Annotated in this window: 15 protein-coding genes; 10 read left to right on the top strand and 5 right to left on the bottom strand. The window is 57.4% G+C overall.

Going from position 1 to position 15748, the window contains the following annotated elements:
• Window positions 1–8: 8 nt before the first annotated feature.
• The 3 genes from ACR0CZ_RS14015 to ACR0CZ_RS14005 form a co-directional block, all read right to left on the bottom strand.
• Window positions 9–536: a TRAP transporter small permease gene (locus ACR0CZ_RS14015; protein ID WP_170396119.1), complete on the bottom strand. Its 528-nt coding sequence runs from the start codon at window positions 534–536 to the stop codon at window positions 9–11.
• Window positions 537–611: 75 nt separating this feature from the next.
• A complete protein-coding gene (locus ACR0CZ_RS14010) occupies window positions 612–1595 on the bottom strand; it encodes a TRAP transporter substrate-binding protein (RefSeq protein WP_170396121.1) in 984 nt (327 codons plus the stop codon).
• Window positions 1596–1646: 51 nt separating this feature from the next.
• Complete coding sequence (locus ACR0CZ_RS14005; protein ID WP_480503412.1) at window positions 1647–2432, bottom strand: SDR family NAD(P)-dependent oxidoreductase; 786 nt, start codon at window positions 2430–2432, stop codon at window positions 1647–1649.
• Window positions 2433–2692: 260 nt separating this feature from the next.
• Between ACR0CZ_RS14005 and ACR0CZ_RS14000 the strand changes: the two genes are divergently transcribed.
• Both ACR0CZ_RS14000 and ACR0CZ_RS13995 read left to right on the top strand, forming a co-directional pair.
• On the top strand, window positions 2693–3373 hold the full coding sequence (locus tag ACR0CZ_RS14000; protein ID WP_170396123.1) for a GntR family transcriptional regulator: 681 nt from the start codon (window positions 2693–2695) through the stop codon (window positions 3371–3373).
• A gap of 35 nt (window positions 3374–3408) precedes the next feature.
• A complete protein-coding gene (locus ACR0CZ_RS13995) occupies window positions 3409–3720 on the top strand; it encodes a cupin domain-containing protein (protein ID WP_170396125.1) in 312 nt (103 codons plus the stop codon).
• Window positions 3721–3860: 140 nt separating this feature from the next.
• Here the strand turns inward: ACR0CZ_RS13995 and ACR0CZ_RS13990 are convergent, their stop codons facing one another.
• Complete coding sequence (locus ACR0CZ_RS13990; protein ID WP_170396127.1) at window positions 3861–5498, bottom strand: GMC family oxidoreductase N-terminal domain-containing protein; 1638 nt, start codon at window positions 5496–5498, stop codon at window positions 3861–3863.
• 10 nt (window positions 5499–5508) lie between these two features.
• Entirely contained in the window at window positions 5509–6609 is a 1101-nt protein-coding gene (locus tag ACR0CZ_RS13985; protein WP_480503409.1) for a LacI family DNA-binding transcriptional regulator, read from the bottom strand.
• 166 nt (window positions 6610–6775) lie between these two features.
• On the opposite strand from ACR0CZ_RS13985, the gene ACR0CZ_RS13980 reads away from it, so the two are divergent.
• The 8 genes from ACR0CZ_RS13980 (at window position 6776) to ACR0CZ_RS13945 (ending at window position 15740) form a co-directional block, all read left to right on the top strand.
• Window positions 6776–8242: an aldehyde dehydrogenase family protein gene (locus tag ACR0CZ_RS13980; RefSeq protein ID WP_480503407.1), complete on the top strand. Its 1467-nt coding sequence runs from the start codon at window positions 6776–6778 to the stop codon at window positions 8240–8242.
• A 55-nt stretch (window positions 8243–8297) separates the two neighbouring features.
• Entirely contained in the window at window positions 8298–9272 is a 975-nt protein-coding gene (locus tag ACR0CZ_RS13975) for an ABC transporter substrate-binding protein (RefSeq protein ID WP_170396129.1), read from the top strand.
• 67 nt (window positions 9273–9339) lie between these two features.
• The gene (locus tag ACR0CZ_RS13970) at window positions 9340–10875 is read left to right on the top strand and encodes a sugar ABC transporter ATP-binding protein (protein WP_480503404.1); all 1536 of its coding nucleotides are present in this window, start codon (window positions 9340–9342) and stop codon (window positions 10873–10875) included.
• On the top strand, window positions 10860–11837 hold the full coding sequence (locus ACR0CZ_RS13965) for an ABC transporter permease (protein WP_170396131.1): 978 nt from the start codon (window positions 10860–10862) through the stop codon (window positions 11835–11837). Before ACR0CZ_RS13970 ends, ACR0CZ_RS13965 begins: the two co-directional genes overlap by 16 nt.
• A gap of 3 nt (window positions 11838–11840) precedes the next feature.
• Complete coding sequence (locus ACR0CZ_RS13960) at window positions 11841–12836, top strand: ABC transporter permease (RefSeq protein ID WP_170396133.1); 996 nt, start codon at window positions 11841–11843, stop codon at window positions 12834–12836.
• Window positions 12836–13936 (top strand): mandelate racemase/muconate lactonizing enzyme family protein, encoded by a 1101-nt coding sequence (locus tag ACR0CZ_RS13955; RefSeq protein ID WP_170396135.1) that lies wholly within the window; start codon window positions 12836–12838, stop codon window positions 13934–13936. The genes ACR0CZ_RS13960 and ACR0CZ_RS13955 overlap by 1 nt, the downstream gene beginning before the upstream one ends.
• Complete coding sequence (locus tag ACR0CZ_RS13950; protein ID WP_480536911.1) at window positions 13933–14973, top strand: zinc-dependent alcohol dehydrogenase; 1041 nt, start codon at window positions 13933–13935, stop codon at window positions 14971–14973. Before ACR0CZ_RS13955 ends, ACR0CZ_RS13950 begins: the two co-directional genes overlap by 4 nt.
• The gene (locus tag ACR0CZ_RS13945) at window positions 14970–15740 is read left to right on the top strand and encodes an SDR family oxidoreductase (protein WP_170396139.1); all 771 of its coding nucleotides are present in this window, start codon (window positions 14970–14972) and stop codon (window positions 15738–15740) included. The genes ACR0CZ_RS13950 and ACR0CZ_RS13945 overlap by 4 nt, the downstream gene beginning before the upstream one ends.
• Window positions 15741–15748 lie beyond the last annotated feature (8 nt).

The following is a 15748-nucleotide window of genomic DNA, read 5'->3' as shown; positions in this document are numbered from 1 at the left end:
ATTCGCCTCTATTCGATGCTGTCATTGCGCTCGTCAAAACCGACATAGAGGCGGATTAGATGACCAACGGAAAAGAGCAATATGAGGCCTCCGCCAATTGTGAGAGGCAATGAACGCAAGCCTTCGGGGACTTGAATCAATGGGATTAGCGATCCCCACTTAAAGATCGTAAGTCGAGCTCCGAACCACAGCATCAAGGCGCCGAACCCAGACATAAGCACGTCTGTGCAGATAACCAAAATGGTCCTCACACGTGGAGGAACTGCGGAACGCACGAGAGACACGGACAAGTGCGTGTTATCGTGTACACCTACAGCCGCCCCGAGAAACGCTATTGTCATGACGAGTAGCAAGGCGACCTGCTCGACCCAGGTCGGCGTCGCATTCAGGACATAGCGACCAAATACAAGCCATCCGAATATGACCGTGATGACAACCAGTGCGACACCAGTCAAAACCCGGCAAATATCGGCGATCCAATCCAGGATCTGGATCATCTTGCGCACTGGTGCCGGGGGCAGGGAAGTATAACTCATTGGCTCACAACTCTTGATCAGGCGTCCGGACCCGCATGTGCGGGACCGGACAATATCAGACCCAATGTAGCTAAATCAGTCCGTCGCCTGGATAGTCTCGACAAGCGGGCGTAAATCGGGGTTCGTAGTAAAGTAGGCTTCGTAAACCGGGCCCATAGCCGCTTGAAACGGGGCTTTGTCGGCCACTTCATTCACGACCACACCAGCTTCTTCGACGGCTGTACGGCTGGCTGCTTCGCGCTCGGCCCACAATTGCCGCTGAAGTTTTGCAGATTCCTGAGCTGCCTCTCGAACCGCGGCCTGCATCTCAGGTGACAGTGCGTTGAACGTGTCGGTATTAATGCAGATACATTCGGGTATGATCAGGTGCTGAGACAGCGAATAGAAACCTGCAACTTCGAAGTGGCCAGTTGACTCGTACGATGGCCAGTTGTTTTCGGCACCATCGACGACACCGGTTTTCAGCGCCTGATAAACTTCGGCAAACGCCATTGGCGATGGGTTGCCACCAAGCTCAGAAATCATGCCTGTAAAGAGGTCATTATTCATGACCCGAACTTTCATTCCCTCAACATCGGCAGGTGCGTTGATTGCCTTTGTTCCGTTGTAGAAGGAGCGAGCGCCAGCGTCATACCACGCAAGAGGTGTCAAGCCTTTGGCTGCCATACCTGCCGCAATTGCCTCGCCACCATCACTGTCCAAGACGCGGAACATGTGCGGGACGTCTTTGAATATAAAGGGCAACGATACAACATTGGCCTCGGCGACAATCGGGCCAATTGGGCCCAGGTTAAAGTTGCCGACTTCCAATGCGCCTGCGCGGACCTGTTCAACCGCGTCGGGCTGACTGCCCAGCGTGCCCCCATGGAACATTTGAAGGCTGATTTCACCGCCAGTTTTTTCCGTAATGAGTTCTGCGAATTTGTCCATCGCGATGGTGTTTGGGTAACCATCCACGTGGATATTCCACCCGCGCCAATCCTCTGCGAAGGATGCGCTCCCGGTAATTGCGACCACGGTCGCGGCGCTCATCAGCGTTTTAGTCAGTTTGATATTCATATTTTCCTCCCTAGAAAACAGACAGTTGACTCGATGCCCGGCGAAGGCCGGTTATGAAAAGAGCAGGCCTCCGTTGATGTCGATGTTCGCGCCCGTAATGAAAGCAGCGGCGTCTGAGGCCAGATAGGCGACCAGATTGGCGACATCCTCAGATGTGCCTTCGCGTTTAAGCGGCGTGGCGCCGGCCACGTTGGTCCGCACTTCGCTTTTTGTGAAGACATTGTGAAAATCGGTGTCGATCATGCCCGGGCAAACCGAATTTACCCGGATGTCCGGCCCCAGTTCTTTGGCCAATCCACGCGTCATCGTCATGACCGCACCCTTCGAGGCCGCATAGGCGACCGCGCCTGGGCCACCCCCGTCACGCCCCGCCTGACTCGCAAACCCGACGATCGCGCCGCCTTTTTTCATATGCGGCAACACGGCCTGAACAGCGCGGGCAAAAGAAGTGGTGTTCAGGTCCATGACATGGCACCAATGCTCCATATCCATCTCAGACAGGGTCTTCCGGGCCAGCAATCCGCCGGTCACGTGGGCAAGAATGTCGATCCGAGGTCCGAATGTCGCAATAGTCTCCGAGATCAGCCTTTCCACATCCGCACCGGAGGTCATGTCGCCCTGTATGGCAATCGCCTTACCTCCGGCAGCCGTTATTTCCTGAACCGCCGATTCCGCACCCGAAGATGAGCTGTGATAGTTGATCGCGATCGACGCTCCAGCCTTGGCCAGTTTCATGACGCAGGCGCGGCCAATGTCCCGTCCGCCGCCGGTTACGATCGCAACCTTCCCTGCCAGTTCCATGTTCGGGCCAATCTGTTCAGCGTTCAATTCGGTCATTTTCTTGCCCCCTTTGCTCCCCGGTCATCCAGTCAGTGCGCCCGTTTTGGTCTTTGAGCCTTAACGAGCATTCAGCCGTGTTGCCTATTGTAGTCGACTAGGATACTAGTATTGTCAACAAATTTGTTTGGGAGCCGCAAAAGGCTTCGTACGGCCCGTGCTAAATGGATTGGCTGGAGATACATTGAGGAGTATCGGAGGGAGAGGCCTAGTGGCCCAGAATGCCGCCGGTGTTAGTCACGCGCAGAAAAAGGCAGGAAATGCAAAGTATTACGGATAAAATCGAGCGGCGCACAACCACTGACATCGTATATGAGAGTTTGTACGAGGCGATCGTTTCACTGGAAATTCTGCCGGGAACAAAACTGTCCGAAGCAGATATTGCAAAAAAGTTCGAAGTGTCGAGGCAGCCGGTCCGCGATGCTTTCAACAGGCTTGAAGCGCAGGATTTGCTGCTGATCCGGCCACAGAAAGCCACGCGGGTACGTAGTTTTTCCATGGAACGCATCGGTCATGCGCGCTTTGTTCGCCTCTCGGTCGAGTTGGAAGTGGTGCGCGATGCATGTCGGAACTGGAAGCCCGATTATTCGAAGCTGCTGGAGGACAATCTCAAGCAGCAGAAAGACGTTGTTTCAAGGAACGAAGCCGAGAAGTTCCATCAGCTCGACTATGACTTTCACCGTCTGATTTGTGAGTTGAGCGGCAACCCGCTGGCCTTCAACACGATTCAGGAATGCAAAAGAAAGATCGACCGCCTTTGCCTTCTAAGCCTTGGGCGCGAGAGCGAGGCCGACATTCTGGTTCGGGATCATGTTGAGCTGGCAAAAGCGCTAGCAGACCGCGACGAGGCGACTGCGACCGAGATGATACGCCGCCATCTGGGCCGCATCGACAAGACCATCGAGGAGGTTCACTCGAAACATGCCGAGTATTTCGAATAAATTGAACGCCGCCAACTGACTAAGGACCTCGCATTATGACCAAGAGCTATCCGATTGTATCACCTGCATCAGGTGTCACGCGCCAGGTTTTGGCGGATAATGAAGACCTCATGATGGTTTCATTCCGGTTTGAAGAAGGTGCCGAAGGCGTGTTGCACGACCATCCGCATGTGCAGTCGACATTTGTGCGGTCCGGGCGGTTCAACTTTGTCATCGGAGATCAGGAGCGAGCGTTGGAACCCGGTGACAGCCTGATTATTCCGTCCGGTGTAAGCCATGGTTGTGTTTGCCTGGCTGCCGGAGAGTTGATCGACTGCTTCACGCCCAGGCGGGACGATTTTCTGTAAGGCGTTTTCCGTCCGCGCCATGACCTTTGGCCACGTTCTGCGCATTGAGGCAGGGTAGTCTACTTTCGGTGGGTCGGGCAGGGCGACGCCATATTCTGCGTTAGAAATCGGATCAATGACGGGCGACGCCGCAGCTCAGGTTAGGAATTGCGTATCTCGCGGGCTGATCCGATGCCGAGGATCAGGTCGGCGCATCGTTCGCCCAGCATCATGGCAGGTGCGTTTGTGTTGCCGGCGTTGATGTCGGGCACGGCTGACATGTCGCACACCCGCAAGCTCTCGATCCCGCGCACGCGCATTCTGGCGTCCAGCACGGCCATTCCGTCGCCGTCCCGGCCCATTTTGGCAGTGCCCGCCGGGTGATAGTTGGTTTTTACGAATCGCTTGCAATGTGCTCGTAGCGTCTGGTCGTCGTCCGCTGTGGGAATGACGATTTCGCGAACCCTTTGAGCAAGCGGGCCCGACGTGAATGCCCGGCGAAAGAACCGCTGCCCCCGGATCATCTCTTGCATGTCGTCTTCATGCTTCAGAAGGTTGGGCGAGACCACTGGCATGGTGTGAGGATCGGCCGAGCGAAGCCGGACCTCTCCGCGTGATTTCGGTTTGACCACGACGGTCGTAACGGTCAGGCCAAAGTCATCCTGCACCTCGTCCAGAGCGTCGCGATCCAGATAAACAATTGGCACGCAAAAAGCTTGAATGGTTGGTTCTCCATCAGGAATCGACGGATTGACAAACGCGCCGGCTTCGACTCCGGCGGAAGTCACCGGTCCGCTGCCGAACAGTTTGAACTGGATGCCGTTGCGAAGCATCCGCCAGCCCTCACCTTGTTTGAAGTATCCGTAGGGACCGTTGGCAAAGGCGGTAATTGGAACTTCGGGGTGGTCGATCAGGTTCTGGCCAACCCCAGGCAATGGGCAGATCACGGGAATACCGTGATCGGCAAGATGTGCATCAGGTCCGATGCCTGATAGCATTAGGATTTTTGGCGTCACCAGAGCGCCCGCCGCAACGACAACTTCACCATCGCACCGGACCGTGTGGGCTCCGCGTTTGTCTCGATACTGCACGCCGACGGCCTTATCGTTTTCGATGATGACTTTGCTGACCGTTGCGCCAAGCTGGATGGTCAAGTTCGGGTTCGTCTCGAGAGGGGCGAGAAACGCATAGGCAGACGAACTGCGCTTACCGGCGCGATTGGTGAACTGATAGAACCCGACACCGCGCTGCGTTGCGCCGTTAAAGTCCGTGTTGAATGGTTCGCCAAGGGCCTGCACCGACTGAACAAACCAACGTGACATGTCGTCGATATGCCTCGGATCCGAGACCTGCACCGGACCGTTGCTGCCATGCAGGTCATTGTGAAGCCTGTTATTGTCTTCCATTCTACGGAAGTAGGGCAGCACATCATCCCATCCCCAGCCGACCCCGTCGTTGGTCTGTCGTAGCAGGTCGTCCCACGCGTCATAATCAGAAGGGCGGCCGCGCATATAGACCTGGGCATTCACAGACGACCCGCCACCCAGCACGTTGGCCTGCGGAATGTCATGCACGCGACCGTCCAGGTGGTCCTGCGGTTCGGTCTGGTGGTAGGTCATGAACTTGGACCCGTTGATCATCTTGAAGATACCCGGCGGCATGTCCAGCAACGGATGGCGGTGCGAATGCCCGGCCTCCAGCACCAGAACCCTGCACTTGCCCTGGTTGACCAGTCGCGCTGCAGCGGCTGCGCCGGCAGAGCCGCCGCCGATGACGATATGATCGAAGGTTTCCGTCATGAGTTCGCCTTCAGGCCCGGCGTTTGGGTTCGCTGATCGAGTCGCGCTCCACCAGTTCGCATTCAAGCTTCACGAGAGGGTGTCGCTGACCATCCGTCGGACCGTGGAACAACTGTTCGATGACCCAGCGTCCCATCGCCCTAGTTGGAAGGATCATCGAGGTCAGGGGGGGCGACAGGTGTCGCGCGGTTTCGTCATCGTCAAATCCGATGACCGAGATGTCTTCGGGGATGGATAGGCCAAGTTCCTTGAGCGCCTCATAGCAGCCGATCGCCATTCGGTCATTCTGACAGAAAATGGCGGTTGGCGGAGAGGGCAGGTCCATCAATTCGCGCGTGGCAGCATATCCTGCGCTGGGCAGCCAGTTGCCCTCGATGACCAAATCCTCGTCAAATGGGATGTCGGCGGAAGCAAGGGCGTTTCTGTACCCGGTCGTTCGCCCTGCGGCGCATTCCATGAACGGCTCACCGGTGATGGTGGCGATTCGTTTGTGCCCCGCCTTGATCAGGGCGTTGGTCGCCGTATGTCCAGCAGCGACTTCGCCGGGGATCACCGCAGGAAAAGAGAGGTCGTCGCAAAAGCAGTTCAGCAGCAGAACCGGGGTTGCGGTCTGCCTGAGTATTTCCGGAACGACCACCCGCCGGGTGAAAACGGTTGCGTAAATGATGCCCGCAACCTGTTGGTCGAGGAAATACCTAAGCGTTCTGGGTTCGACCTCGGGGTCGTTTTGGGTTTCTGCCAGCAATACAAGATTTCCCGTGTCACGAACGGCCTGTTTCACGCCATTAAACGCGTTTACCATTTCGGGGCTCGACGCCAGATCGTCCACGACAAAAGCGATGGTGCCGTCTAACGCCGAGGGTCGAGGCGCGCTGTCCTGGGGTTTCCTGAGTTGAGAGGGCATGGCGTATCCAAGCGTGTTGGCGGCATCCAAGACTCTTTGCTTTGTGTCCTCGGAGATTTTGACGGAATCGTTCTTGTTTAGAACCAGCGATACTGTCGTCTGTGAGCACCCGGCGACGCGTGCAATATCATGCATCGTTATGCGCTGCCGGCCCGCGACTCGTCCCACGCCCCTGTGCTGCCCGGCCTTGTTCGCTTGATCGTTCATTGCTCAACCTTTTTGTTCGCTTCCTTTTTATCGACTATACGGAGGACGCGCAACTAATATTAGTGAATAGTAATTAATATTAGTGTTGACGAAATAATATTATTAGTGTTTTGATCGACGGTGCGGTCGCCAATGTGGTCTGACCGAGTAAGCGCGGGAGGCGAAATTGCGGTCTGTAGTGGGGGAGTTGGGTCAGGTGGTTCGGCATTCGATGTTCATCGATGGCCGCTTTACCAACTCTGACGCGGACATGGTTGGTGTCGAGAACCCTGCAAATGAAGAGATCTTTGCGCAAGTTCCAGATGGCGGTGCCGCTCATGCGGATGCGGCCGTCGAGGCGGCCCATCGTGCTTTTAGCTCGTGGTCCTCGCGCCCGGCGATCGAGCGGGCGCGACTGGTTCAGCGGTTGGCCGAAGCCATTCGGATTGACGCCGGGCGTCTGGCAGCCTTGATCACGGTCGAGCAGGGCAAGCCGATCACGCAGGCCCGAAGTGAAGTTGATGCCGCTGTTACCTTTCTTTGCCATGCGGCTGAAGAGGCCCGGAGGATTTCGGGTGACATAGTGGCATCGGACAACAAGTCCGAGGAAATCCAGATCCGGCGTCATCCTTATGGCGTTGTTGTTGCGTTGACGGCCTGGAACTATCCGCTGGCATTGGCCGCCAGGAAAGTCGGGCCTGCGCTGGTCGCGGGCAATACTGTTGTTCTGTTGGGGCACGAAATCACGCCGCTGTCCGGTCTCGCGATCGCCGAGCTTGCCGAAAAGGTCGGTTTTCCGTCCGGTGTTCTGAATGTTCTGACAGGCAAGGGGCCGGTGGTAGGGCAGCGGTTGGTCGAACACCCCGATACCTCACTGATCACAATGACCGGCAGCACACGAGCCGGTAAAGAGATTTTTCGCGCCGCGGCCGACCGGATCAAGGTTGTCCGGCTCGAGCTTGGCGGTAAGGCTCCGTTCATCGTGATGGAGGATGCGGATATTGACGCTGCTGTTTCGGCCGCCATTGCCGCCCGGTTTGCCAATTGCGGCCAGATTTGCACCTGCAACGAGCGTATGTATCTGCATCGCGGCATTGCGGATCAGTTTCTTGAAAAATTCGTGTATGCGGCCCGCGCTTTGTCGATCGGGGATCCGATGGAGGACTGCGATCTGGGTCCCAAAGTAAGCAAGGCCGAGGTGTCCAAGGTCGACGAAATCATCAAGCGCAGCATCACGGAAGGTGCCACGGTCCATCTGGAAGGCGGGCCCCTGTTGGACAGCGCGCACCGCAAAGGACACTGGATGTCCCCGACGGTTCTCGAGGTCTCCGACAACGGCAATGCGGCGATGCAAGAGGAGGTCTTTGGCCCTGTAGCGACAGCCATGCGAGTCGATGATTTTGATCAGGCGATAGACGTAGCGAATGACACATCATTCGGGCTGTCTGCCTATCTCTTTACGGGATCGCACCGGCGATTGATGGAGGCCCCGAGCCGTTTGAAGTTCGGCGAATTGTACCTGAACCGCTCCAATGGTGAGGCCGTACAGGGATTTCACACCGGTTGGGGTTTGTCCGGGGTTGGGGGCGAAGACGGCGCGTATGGCTTCGATGGCTATCTGAGGAAACAGACGACATACATGAATTGGGCATGACCTGAGAACTCGCGGTCAAAACGGAGGCGACCGCACCAATGGAGGAGGAATAACCATGAAACGCAGAACTCTTTTGATCTCGACGGTTGTCGCGGGTGCGCTGTTGGGCACCACGGTGATCGCGCAGGATCTGCCACCGCTTGAGCAGAAGGATCGCTACAAGGTCGGCTTTGCGCAGATGGAATCGAACAACCCGTGGCGCATTGCCGAAACGAAATCTTTCCATGACACAGCCGAGGCCTGTGGCTGGGATCTGATCGCGACGGATGCGGCCGGATCTGCGGCCAAGCAGGTTGCGGATGTGGACAGCATGATCGCCCAAGGCATCGACGTTCTGTTCCTGCCCCCGCGGGAAGAAAAGCCGTTGATCCCAGCCGTTATGAAGGCCCGTGCAGCGGGAATCCCGACCTTTTTGGTGGACCGCTCGGTTGATCCGGCCGTTGCCAAGCCGGGCGAGCATTTTGTGGCGTTCCTTGGGTCGGATTTTATTGATCAGGGCAACCGGGCCGCACAGTGGCTGATGGAGAATTTCGACGGCGACAATGGCGTCATCGTCCAGTTGGAGGGCACGACTGGTTCTTCACCTGCAAATGACCGCAAAAAAGGTTTCGACGACGCGATTGCAGCGGATGACCGCTTTGAGATCGTGGCTTCTCAGACCGGTGACTTTGCGCGCGACCTGGGTCGTCAGGTGATGGAAACCCTGCTGCAGGCGCACCCCGATGTGAACGTGGTCTACGCCCACAATGACGAGATGGCAATCGGTGCGATCCAGGCTCTGGAACTGGCCGGCCGCAAGCCCGGCGAGGACGTGACCATCGTTTCGATCGACGGGACACGCGATGCACTTCAGGCTATTATCGATGGCAAGATGGGGGTGACGGTGGAAAGCTCACCCTTCTTCGGCCCTCTGGCTTGTGAAGTCATGAAAAAATACGCAGCTGGCGAGGCGATCCCGGAATGGGTGAAAGTCGAAGATCGCATCTTTACCAAGGACAATGCGGCCGATCACATCGACGAAGCCTATTGATTCTCCCTGGTGGGTGGTGCTGGCCTGTGGTCGGCGCCGCCTGCAAGCAATCGGAGGAAGACATCTCATGAATGCGCTCGTCTCGATGTCGGGAATTGAAAAGTCCTTTGCCGGCGTGCCGGCACTTAGCCAGGCCAACCTGGAAATCGCGCCCGGCGAGGTTCATGCGCTGATCGGCCAGAACGGTGCGGGAAAATCGACGATGATCAAGGTTCTGACCGGAGTTTACGATCGGGATGCCGGCGACGTTCATCTGGCGGGTGTGCCGAGCCGCATCTCCACTCCGCGCGAAGCGCAGGAATCCGGAATTGCCACAATCTATCAAGAGCTCAACCTGGTACCGCTGCGGTCAGTGACCGAGAACATCATCATGGGGTACGAGCCCAAACGTCTCGGCTTTCTGGTCGACTGGCGCGAGGGCAACAGGCGCGCACGCGAGGTGCTTACGCGCTTTGGCATAGATATCGACGTGACCGAGCCGTTAGGAAATTTCTCGACAGCGATCCAGCAGTTGGTTGCAATTGCGCGGGCTGTATCGCTGGATGCGAAACTTGTCATCATGGATGAACCTACGTCGTCGCTGGATGCCAGCGAAGTCGAGGTGCTGTTCGGTGTTGTGCGCGAGTTGAAGAAACAGGGCGTGTCTGTTCTTTATGTTTCGCATTTCCTCGATGAGCTGTTCCAAATATGCGATCGAGTCACAACGATGCGAGATGGGCGCACCGTCAGCACGCGTAACGTCCAGGATACGACCAAACTGGAAATGATCGCGGACATGCTGGGCCGCAACAAGGATGAGATCGCGGCAGACGGCTTGACGGACTTCGCAGGTGCCAAGGCCAAGAAAGGCGATATCGTTTTGCGGGCGGACTCTGTTTCAACAGGCCCGCGGCTGACGCATTTCGACCTCACACTCCACCGCGGGGAAATCGTCGGGTTGGGCGGATTGCTGGGCTCTGGCCGGACCGAGGCGGCGCGCGCTTTGTTCGGAGTGGACGGGAAACGCAGCGGCGCAATCGAGTTGCATGGCACGGTCGGTCAACCGTCCGGACCGGGTGACGCGATCGCGAACGGCGTCGGCTTTCTGACCGAAGATCGCAAGGCCGAAGGGATCATTCCAGACATGTCCGTGCGCGAGAACATGACGCTGGCCCTGCTGCCGAAACTGGCCAGCCGTGGTCAGATCGACTTTGCCCGCGAGCGCGAAATCGTTCAGGCGTTCATCGACGATCTGGGCATCAAGGCGGCGCATATGGACCAGCCCATTCGCGAGTTGTCCGGCGGCAATCAACAAAAGGTGTTGCTTGCCCGCTGGTTGGCGACGCAGCCCGACATCCTGATACTCGACGAGCCGACCCGAGGCGTGGATGTTGGCGCCAAGCGAGAGATCCAATCGTTCATTCGGTCTTATGTCGAGAAGGGGTTTGGTGTCGTCCTCATCAGTTCGGAATTCGAAGAGCTGGTGGAAGGCGCCGATCGCATCGTGGTCATGCACGAGGGACGCTCGGTCAAGGAACTGACCAACCCCGGGGTCACCGAGAACAAACTGGTGCGCGCGCTTGCACATCATGAAGAAGGAACTGGTTCATGGACCGCGCAATGAAGTTGCCGCAACGGGTCGCATCAATGCCCTTCCGCTTTCACGGCGGCATCGCCGCGTTAGTCGCCCTGCTGGTGTTCAACGCGTTTTTCACACCTAATTTCCTGCAACTGCAAACCCTGTTCGTAAATATCAGCCAGGTCGCTACAATCGCCATCGTGGCCATGGGGATGACGCTGGTAATCGCCACGGGTGGGATCGATCTGTCGGTTGGGGCGGTCATGGCGCTGGCGGGGGCGCTTGCTCCGCTGATCTTTCTGTCGGATCTGGGTGCTGCCAATCCGATGCTAGGCGTCACTTTGGCCATTGTCCTGCCGCTGTTCATTGCGGGGCTATGCGGGGTATTCAACGGCGTGATGGTTGCCGTGTTGAACGTGCAGCCCATTGTTGCGACGCTCATTCTCTTCATCTCTGGTCGCGGTATTGCCCAAGTCTTGACGAACGGGAACCTGCAGACGTTTTCAAACCCTTCATTCAGTTATCTTGGAACTGGTAAAGTGCTTGGATTGCCGTTCCAGGGCTGGCTGGCGCTGGCCATTGCCTGTGTGCTGTTTTGGGTGATCACCAGAACCACATGGGGCCGTTACCTGCTGGCCATAGGGGGCAATGAACGCGCGGCCTATCTGTCGGGTGGTCCCGTCCGACGGGTCAAGATCGGGGCCTATGTCATCTGCGCGGTGCTTGCGGGCCTAGCCGGTTTGATCGTGGTTGCAATCAACTCGGCCTCGGACGCCGCGCGCAACGGCAATCTGATGGAGCTTGATGCCATCGCGGCCGCGGTTGTTGGCGGGGCTCTTTTGCAAGGCGGGCGAGCGCCGATCTTTGGTGCCATACTGGGTGCCGTCATCATCCAGTTGGTCAAATATACATTGTTGGCCAACGGGGTAGAGGACGAAGTTGCACTGATCGCCAAGGCCGTCATCATTATCCTGGCCGTTTGGGTCCAGCAGTTTCGGAGGACTTAATCGATGTTGGATGAAACGGCTTTTGACCTGCGAAAATACCTTCGACGTAATTCGGCCTCGGTGACGGTGTGGATCGCACTGCTGGCTTTGATTCTGTTCGGGCTGATGCGCTATGACAACTTTGGCAGCGCCTACAATTTCTCGTCTTTCCTGAATTACAACGCGATGTTCATCGCGATTGCGCTGGGCATGTGTTTTGTGATCATGACCGGCGGGATTGATCTGTCGGTCGGATCCGTGGCGGCCTTTACCTCGGTTGTTGCGGCCTATCTCAGCCCGTATGGGATTCAGGTTGCGTTGCCGGGGGCCGTTCTTGCCGGGGTTGGTTTCGGGGCGATCAACGCCTTTTGCATAATCATCCTTCGGATCCCGCCCTTCATCGCCACGCTGGCCACCATGCTGGCCGCAAAAGGCGGCGCATTGGTGATTTCGGGCGCCCAGACAATTTCGGTCGATTGGGGGTCGAACTTCACCAAGCTTGGCATGGGGCAGGCGTTTGGCATGTTTCCATGGGCGATCGTCATCGTGGCCGGACTGACTCTGGCACTTTGGTTGGTGCTGGAAAGAACAACCATCGGGCGGACCGTCTTGGCGATCGGTGGCAGCGAGGATGCCTCGAACCTCATGGGTCTCAAGGTCAATCGCGCCAAGGCTTTTGTCTACCTGCTGTCGGGGGGCTGTGCGGGGCTGGCCGGAGTCTTTCTGGCCTCGGGTTTTGGAGCTGGGCAACCCCTTGAAGGCATCGGATGGGAATTGTCAGCCATCGCTTCCGTGGTTGTAGGCGGTACTTTGTTGACGGGTGGGATGGGATCGATCCCTGCGACGGTCGCCGGAGCGCTGTTGCTGGGGCTGGTCTTCAACGTTCTAAACTTTGAAAACGGCCAGGGCACCATCAGTTTCAGTGCCTATTGGCAAATGGTCATACGTGGAGGCTTTCTATTTGCGGTCATCCTTTTACAGTCTCGGGTTATTGCTAGGCAGCAGAAGGTCTTAGGTTAATGAATCGCATAGAAAGTGTATCAGCGCGGCTGTTCAACGTTCCGCTCGCCGAAGTCCTAGTCGATGCCAAACATGGGGATCACACGTTTTTTCAATTGATCACTGTCACCATTCAAACCTCTGATGGGGTCGAGGGGGTCGGGTATACCTACACCGGGGGCAAGGGTGGTCATGCCATCTTAGCGATGATCCAGCATGACCTGGCACCGTTCCTTGTTGGACAAGACGCCGAACAGATCGAAAGCCTGTACGATGCCATGCAGTGGCACGTGCACTACGTCGCACGGGGTGGGATCGCCTCGTTTGCCATCTCGGCCGTGGATATTGCACTGTGGGATATTCGCGGCAGAACGCAGAATGCGCCATTGTGGCAGATGGCCGGTGGAGCGTCCAAACGGTGCAAGGCCTATGCCGGCGGGATCGACCTGAATTTCTCGTTGGAGAAACTGCTGCGTCAGACCGAAGGGTACCTTGCGCGTGGGTTCAACGCAGTCAAGATCAAGGTCGGTCAACCAGACCTGGCCGACGATCTTGCACGTGCCCGGGCGGTACGCGAGATGCTGGGGCCGGACCGGTTCTTCATGGTCGATGCGAATTACTCTATGAGTGTCGAACAGGCCATCGTCGCTGCCAGAGGGTTCGCCGACTGCGATATCCTGTGGTTCGAGGAACCGACAATTCCAGACGACTACAAAGGTTATAGCCAAATTGTCGAAGCGACGGGCGTTCCCCTTGCCATGGGTGAAAACCTGCACACCATACACGAATTTGAATACGCCTTTGATGACGCGAAACTGAGTTTTATCCAGCCCGATGCCTCAAACTGCGGTGGAATCACCGGCTGGCTGCGCGTGGCCGCGCTAAGCGCACAGCACGGCATTCCGGTTTGCAGTCATGGGATGCAGGAGCTGCACGTCAGCCTTGTTTCTGCGCAACCCAACGCAGGCTGGCTAGAAGTACACTCATTCCCGATAGACCAGTACACGACCCGTCCACTAGTTGTCGAAGACTGTCTGGCCGTGGCCCCGGATACCCCGGGAACCGGAGTGGAATTCGACTGGGACAAATTGAATGCGGAACACAAGGAGATGCATAGATGACGACCCAGACGATCACTGCCGCATACTACAGAGGTGAGAAGAGCTTTGCAGTAGAGCAAGCCCAAGCGACAGATCCGGGTCCCGGCGAGGCTGCCATTCGTGTTGCCTATTGTGGGATTTGCGGGACGGATATGCACGTCTACCACGGCAACATGGATGCCCGCGTCGGCCTGAACCGGGTGATTGGGCATGAGATGTCAGGTGTGGTCGAGGCGGTGGGCGAGGGCGTCGATACGGTCGAACCCGGCCAGAAGGTCGTTGTCCGACCGCTAGATCACTGCGGAGAATGCCCAGCTTGCAAGCGGGGGCATCAGCATATCTGTCAGAATCTCAAGTTTCTCGGCCTCGACACCGATGGCGCTATGCAAGAGATCTGGACTGTTCCGGCCCACACGTTGCACGTTCTGCCGGATGACTTGCGCATGGATCATGCGGCGCTGATCGAGCCGGTTGCCGTTGCCTGCCACGATGTGCGGCTGTCTGACCTGCAACCTGGAGAGGACGTTGTCGTTATCGGCGGCGGCCCGATTGGCATCCTGGTTGCCATGGTTGCGCGGGACGCGGGTGGAAATGTCGTAATTTCCGAAGTGAATCCGAACCGTCTTGCGATAGCTGAAAAACTTGGCTTTGACACGATCAACCCAATCGAAACCGATCTGGTGTCCACAATCAACGCGCGCACGGGCGACAAAGGGGCAGATGTAGTTTTCGAAGTGTCGGGAACGCAGCCCGGTGTTGATGCGATGGCCGCTGTTGCAGCGACTCGGGCCCGGATCGTAATGGTCGCGATCCATGCTCAAAAGCCCCAGATCGACCTGTTCCAGTTCTTCTGGCGAGAGCTGCAACTGATCGGTGCTCGGGTCTATGAGCCAGAGGATTACGAGAAAGCCATTGCAGTTGTCGCCTCGGGCGGAGTGGACGCGGATGTTGTGATCACGGACGTCAGCCCTCTGGCAGACATCCAGGCCGCGTTCGAAGCACTGGATCGCAGCCCAACCGCAATGAAAAGCCTGATCGAAGTAGGACCGCGTTCATGAGTGTTTTGCAAAGTTTCGACCTGACGGGAAAGACGGCCCTTGTGACCGGGTGCAAACGCGGTATCGGGCGCGGTATGGCCGAAGCATTGGCATCGGCCGGAGCCAATATCATCGGAGTGTCCGCCTCGCTCGAGCTGTCTGGCTCGGATGTCGAAAAAGCCGTGACGGCGATGGGACGCAATTTCCGGGCCTACCAATGCGACTTTTCGGATCGCGCCGCGCTGCATGGGTTCATTGATCAGTTGAGGGCCGACGGACAAACCCCTGATATACTTGTCAACAATGCCGGCACGATCAAACGCAAACCCGCCGCCGAACACCCGGACGACTGGTGGGACGAAGTGATGGAGGTAAACCTGTCCTCGCAGTTCGTTCTGTCACGCGAGATCGGCAAGGACATGCTGGCGCGCGGCTCGGGGAAGATCATTTTCACGGCATCGCTGCTTACTTTTCAGGGCGGCATCACCGTTCCGGGCTATGCGGCCTCGAAAGGCGGGATTGGACAGCTGACCAAAGCCTTGGCCAACGAATGGGCCGGGCAGGGCGTAAACGTGAATGCGATCGCGCCTGGCTACATCGCGACCGACAACACCCAAGCCCTGCGGGATGATCCGGTCCGGTCGAAGTCGATCCTGGAACGAACACCCCAAGGCCGTTGGGGTACGCCTGTTGATTTTGCGGGACCGGTGGTCTTTCTGGCCTCGGCTGCGTCGGACTTCGTCAACGGTGAAATCCTTGTAGTCGACGGGGGCTGGATGGGGCGTTAGCACTGCCA

Source organism: Ruegeria sp. H9 (genome assembly GCF_056532915.1).
This window is presented reverse-complemented; position numbering and strand designations above follow the sequence as displayed.

What these genes read in the sequence shown, in the direction of transcription:
- ACR0CZ_RS14015 (WP_170396119.1), bottom strand. Translation starts at nt 536, where the DNA reads ATGAGTTATACTTCCCTGCCCCCGGCACCAGTGCGCAAGATGATCCAG.
- ACR0CZ_RS14010 (WP_170396121.1), bottom strand. Translation starts at nt 1,595, where the DNA reads ATGAATATCAAACTGACTAAAACGCTGATGAGCGCCGCGACCGTGGTC.
- ACR0CZ_RS14005 (WP_480503412.1), bottom strand. Translation starts at nt 2,432, where the DNA reads ATGACCGAATTGAACGCTGAACAGATTGGCCCGAACATGGAACTGGCA.
- ACR0CZ_RS14000 (WP_170396123.1), top strand. Translation starts at nt 2,693, where the DNA reads ATGCAAAGTATTACGGATAAAATCGAGCGGCGCACAACCACTGACATC.
- ACR0CZ_RS13995 (WP_170396125.1), top strand. Translation starts at nt 3,409, where the DNA reads ATGACCAAGAGCTATCCGATTGTATCACCTGCATCAGGTGTCACGCGC.
- ACR0CZ_RS13990 (WP_170396127.1), bottom strand. Translation starts at nt 5,498, where the DNA reads ATGACGGAAACCTTCGATCATATCGTCATCGGCGGCGGCTCTGCCGGC.
- ACR0CZ_RS13985 (WP_480503409.1), bottom strand. Translation starts at nt 6,609, where the DNA reads ATGAACGATCAAGCGAACAAGGCCGGGCAGCACAGGGGCGTGGGACGA.
- ACR0CZ_RS13975 (WP_170396129.1), top strand. Translation starts at nt 8,298, where the DNA reads ATGAAACGCAGAACTCTTTTGATCTCGACGGTTGTCGCGGGTGCGCTG.
- ACR0CZ_RS13970 (WP_480503404.1), top strand. Translation starts at nt 9,340, where the DNA reads ATGAATGCGCTCGTCTCGATGTCGGGAATTGAAAAGTCCTTTGCCGGC.
- ACR0CZ_RS13965 (WP_170396131.1), top strand. Translation starts at nt 10,860, where the DNA reads ATGGACCGCGCAATGAAGTTGCCGCAACGGGTCGCATCAATGCCCTTC.
- ACR0CZ_RS13960 (WP_170396133.1), top strand. Translation starts at nt 11,841, where the DNA reads ATGTTGGATGAAACGGCTTTTGACCTGCGAAAATACCTTCGACGTAAT.
- ACR0CZ_RS13955 (WP_170396135.1), top strand. Translation starts at nt 12,836, where the DNA reads ATGAATCGCATAGAAAGTGTATCAGCGCGGCTGTTCAACGTTCCGCTC.
- ACR0CZ_RS13950 (WP_480536911.1), top strand. Translation starts at nt 13,933, where the DNA reads ATGACGACCCAGACGATCACTGCCGCATACTACAGAGGTGAGAAGAGC.
- ACR0CZ_RS13945 (WP_170396139.1), top strand. Translation starts at nt 14,970, where the DNA reads ATGAGTGTTTTGCAAAGTTTCGACCTGACGGGAAAGACGGCCCTTGTG.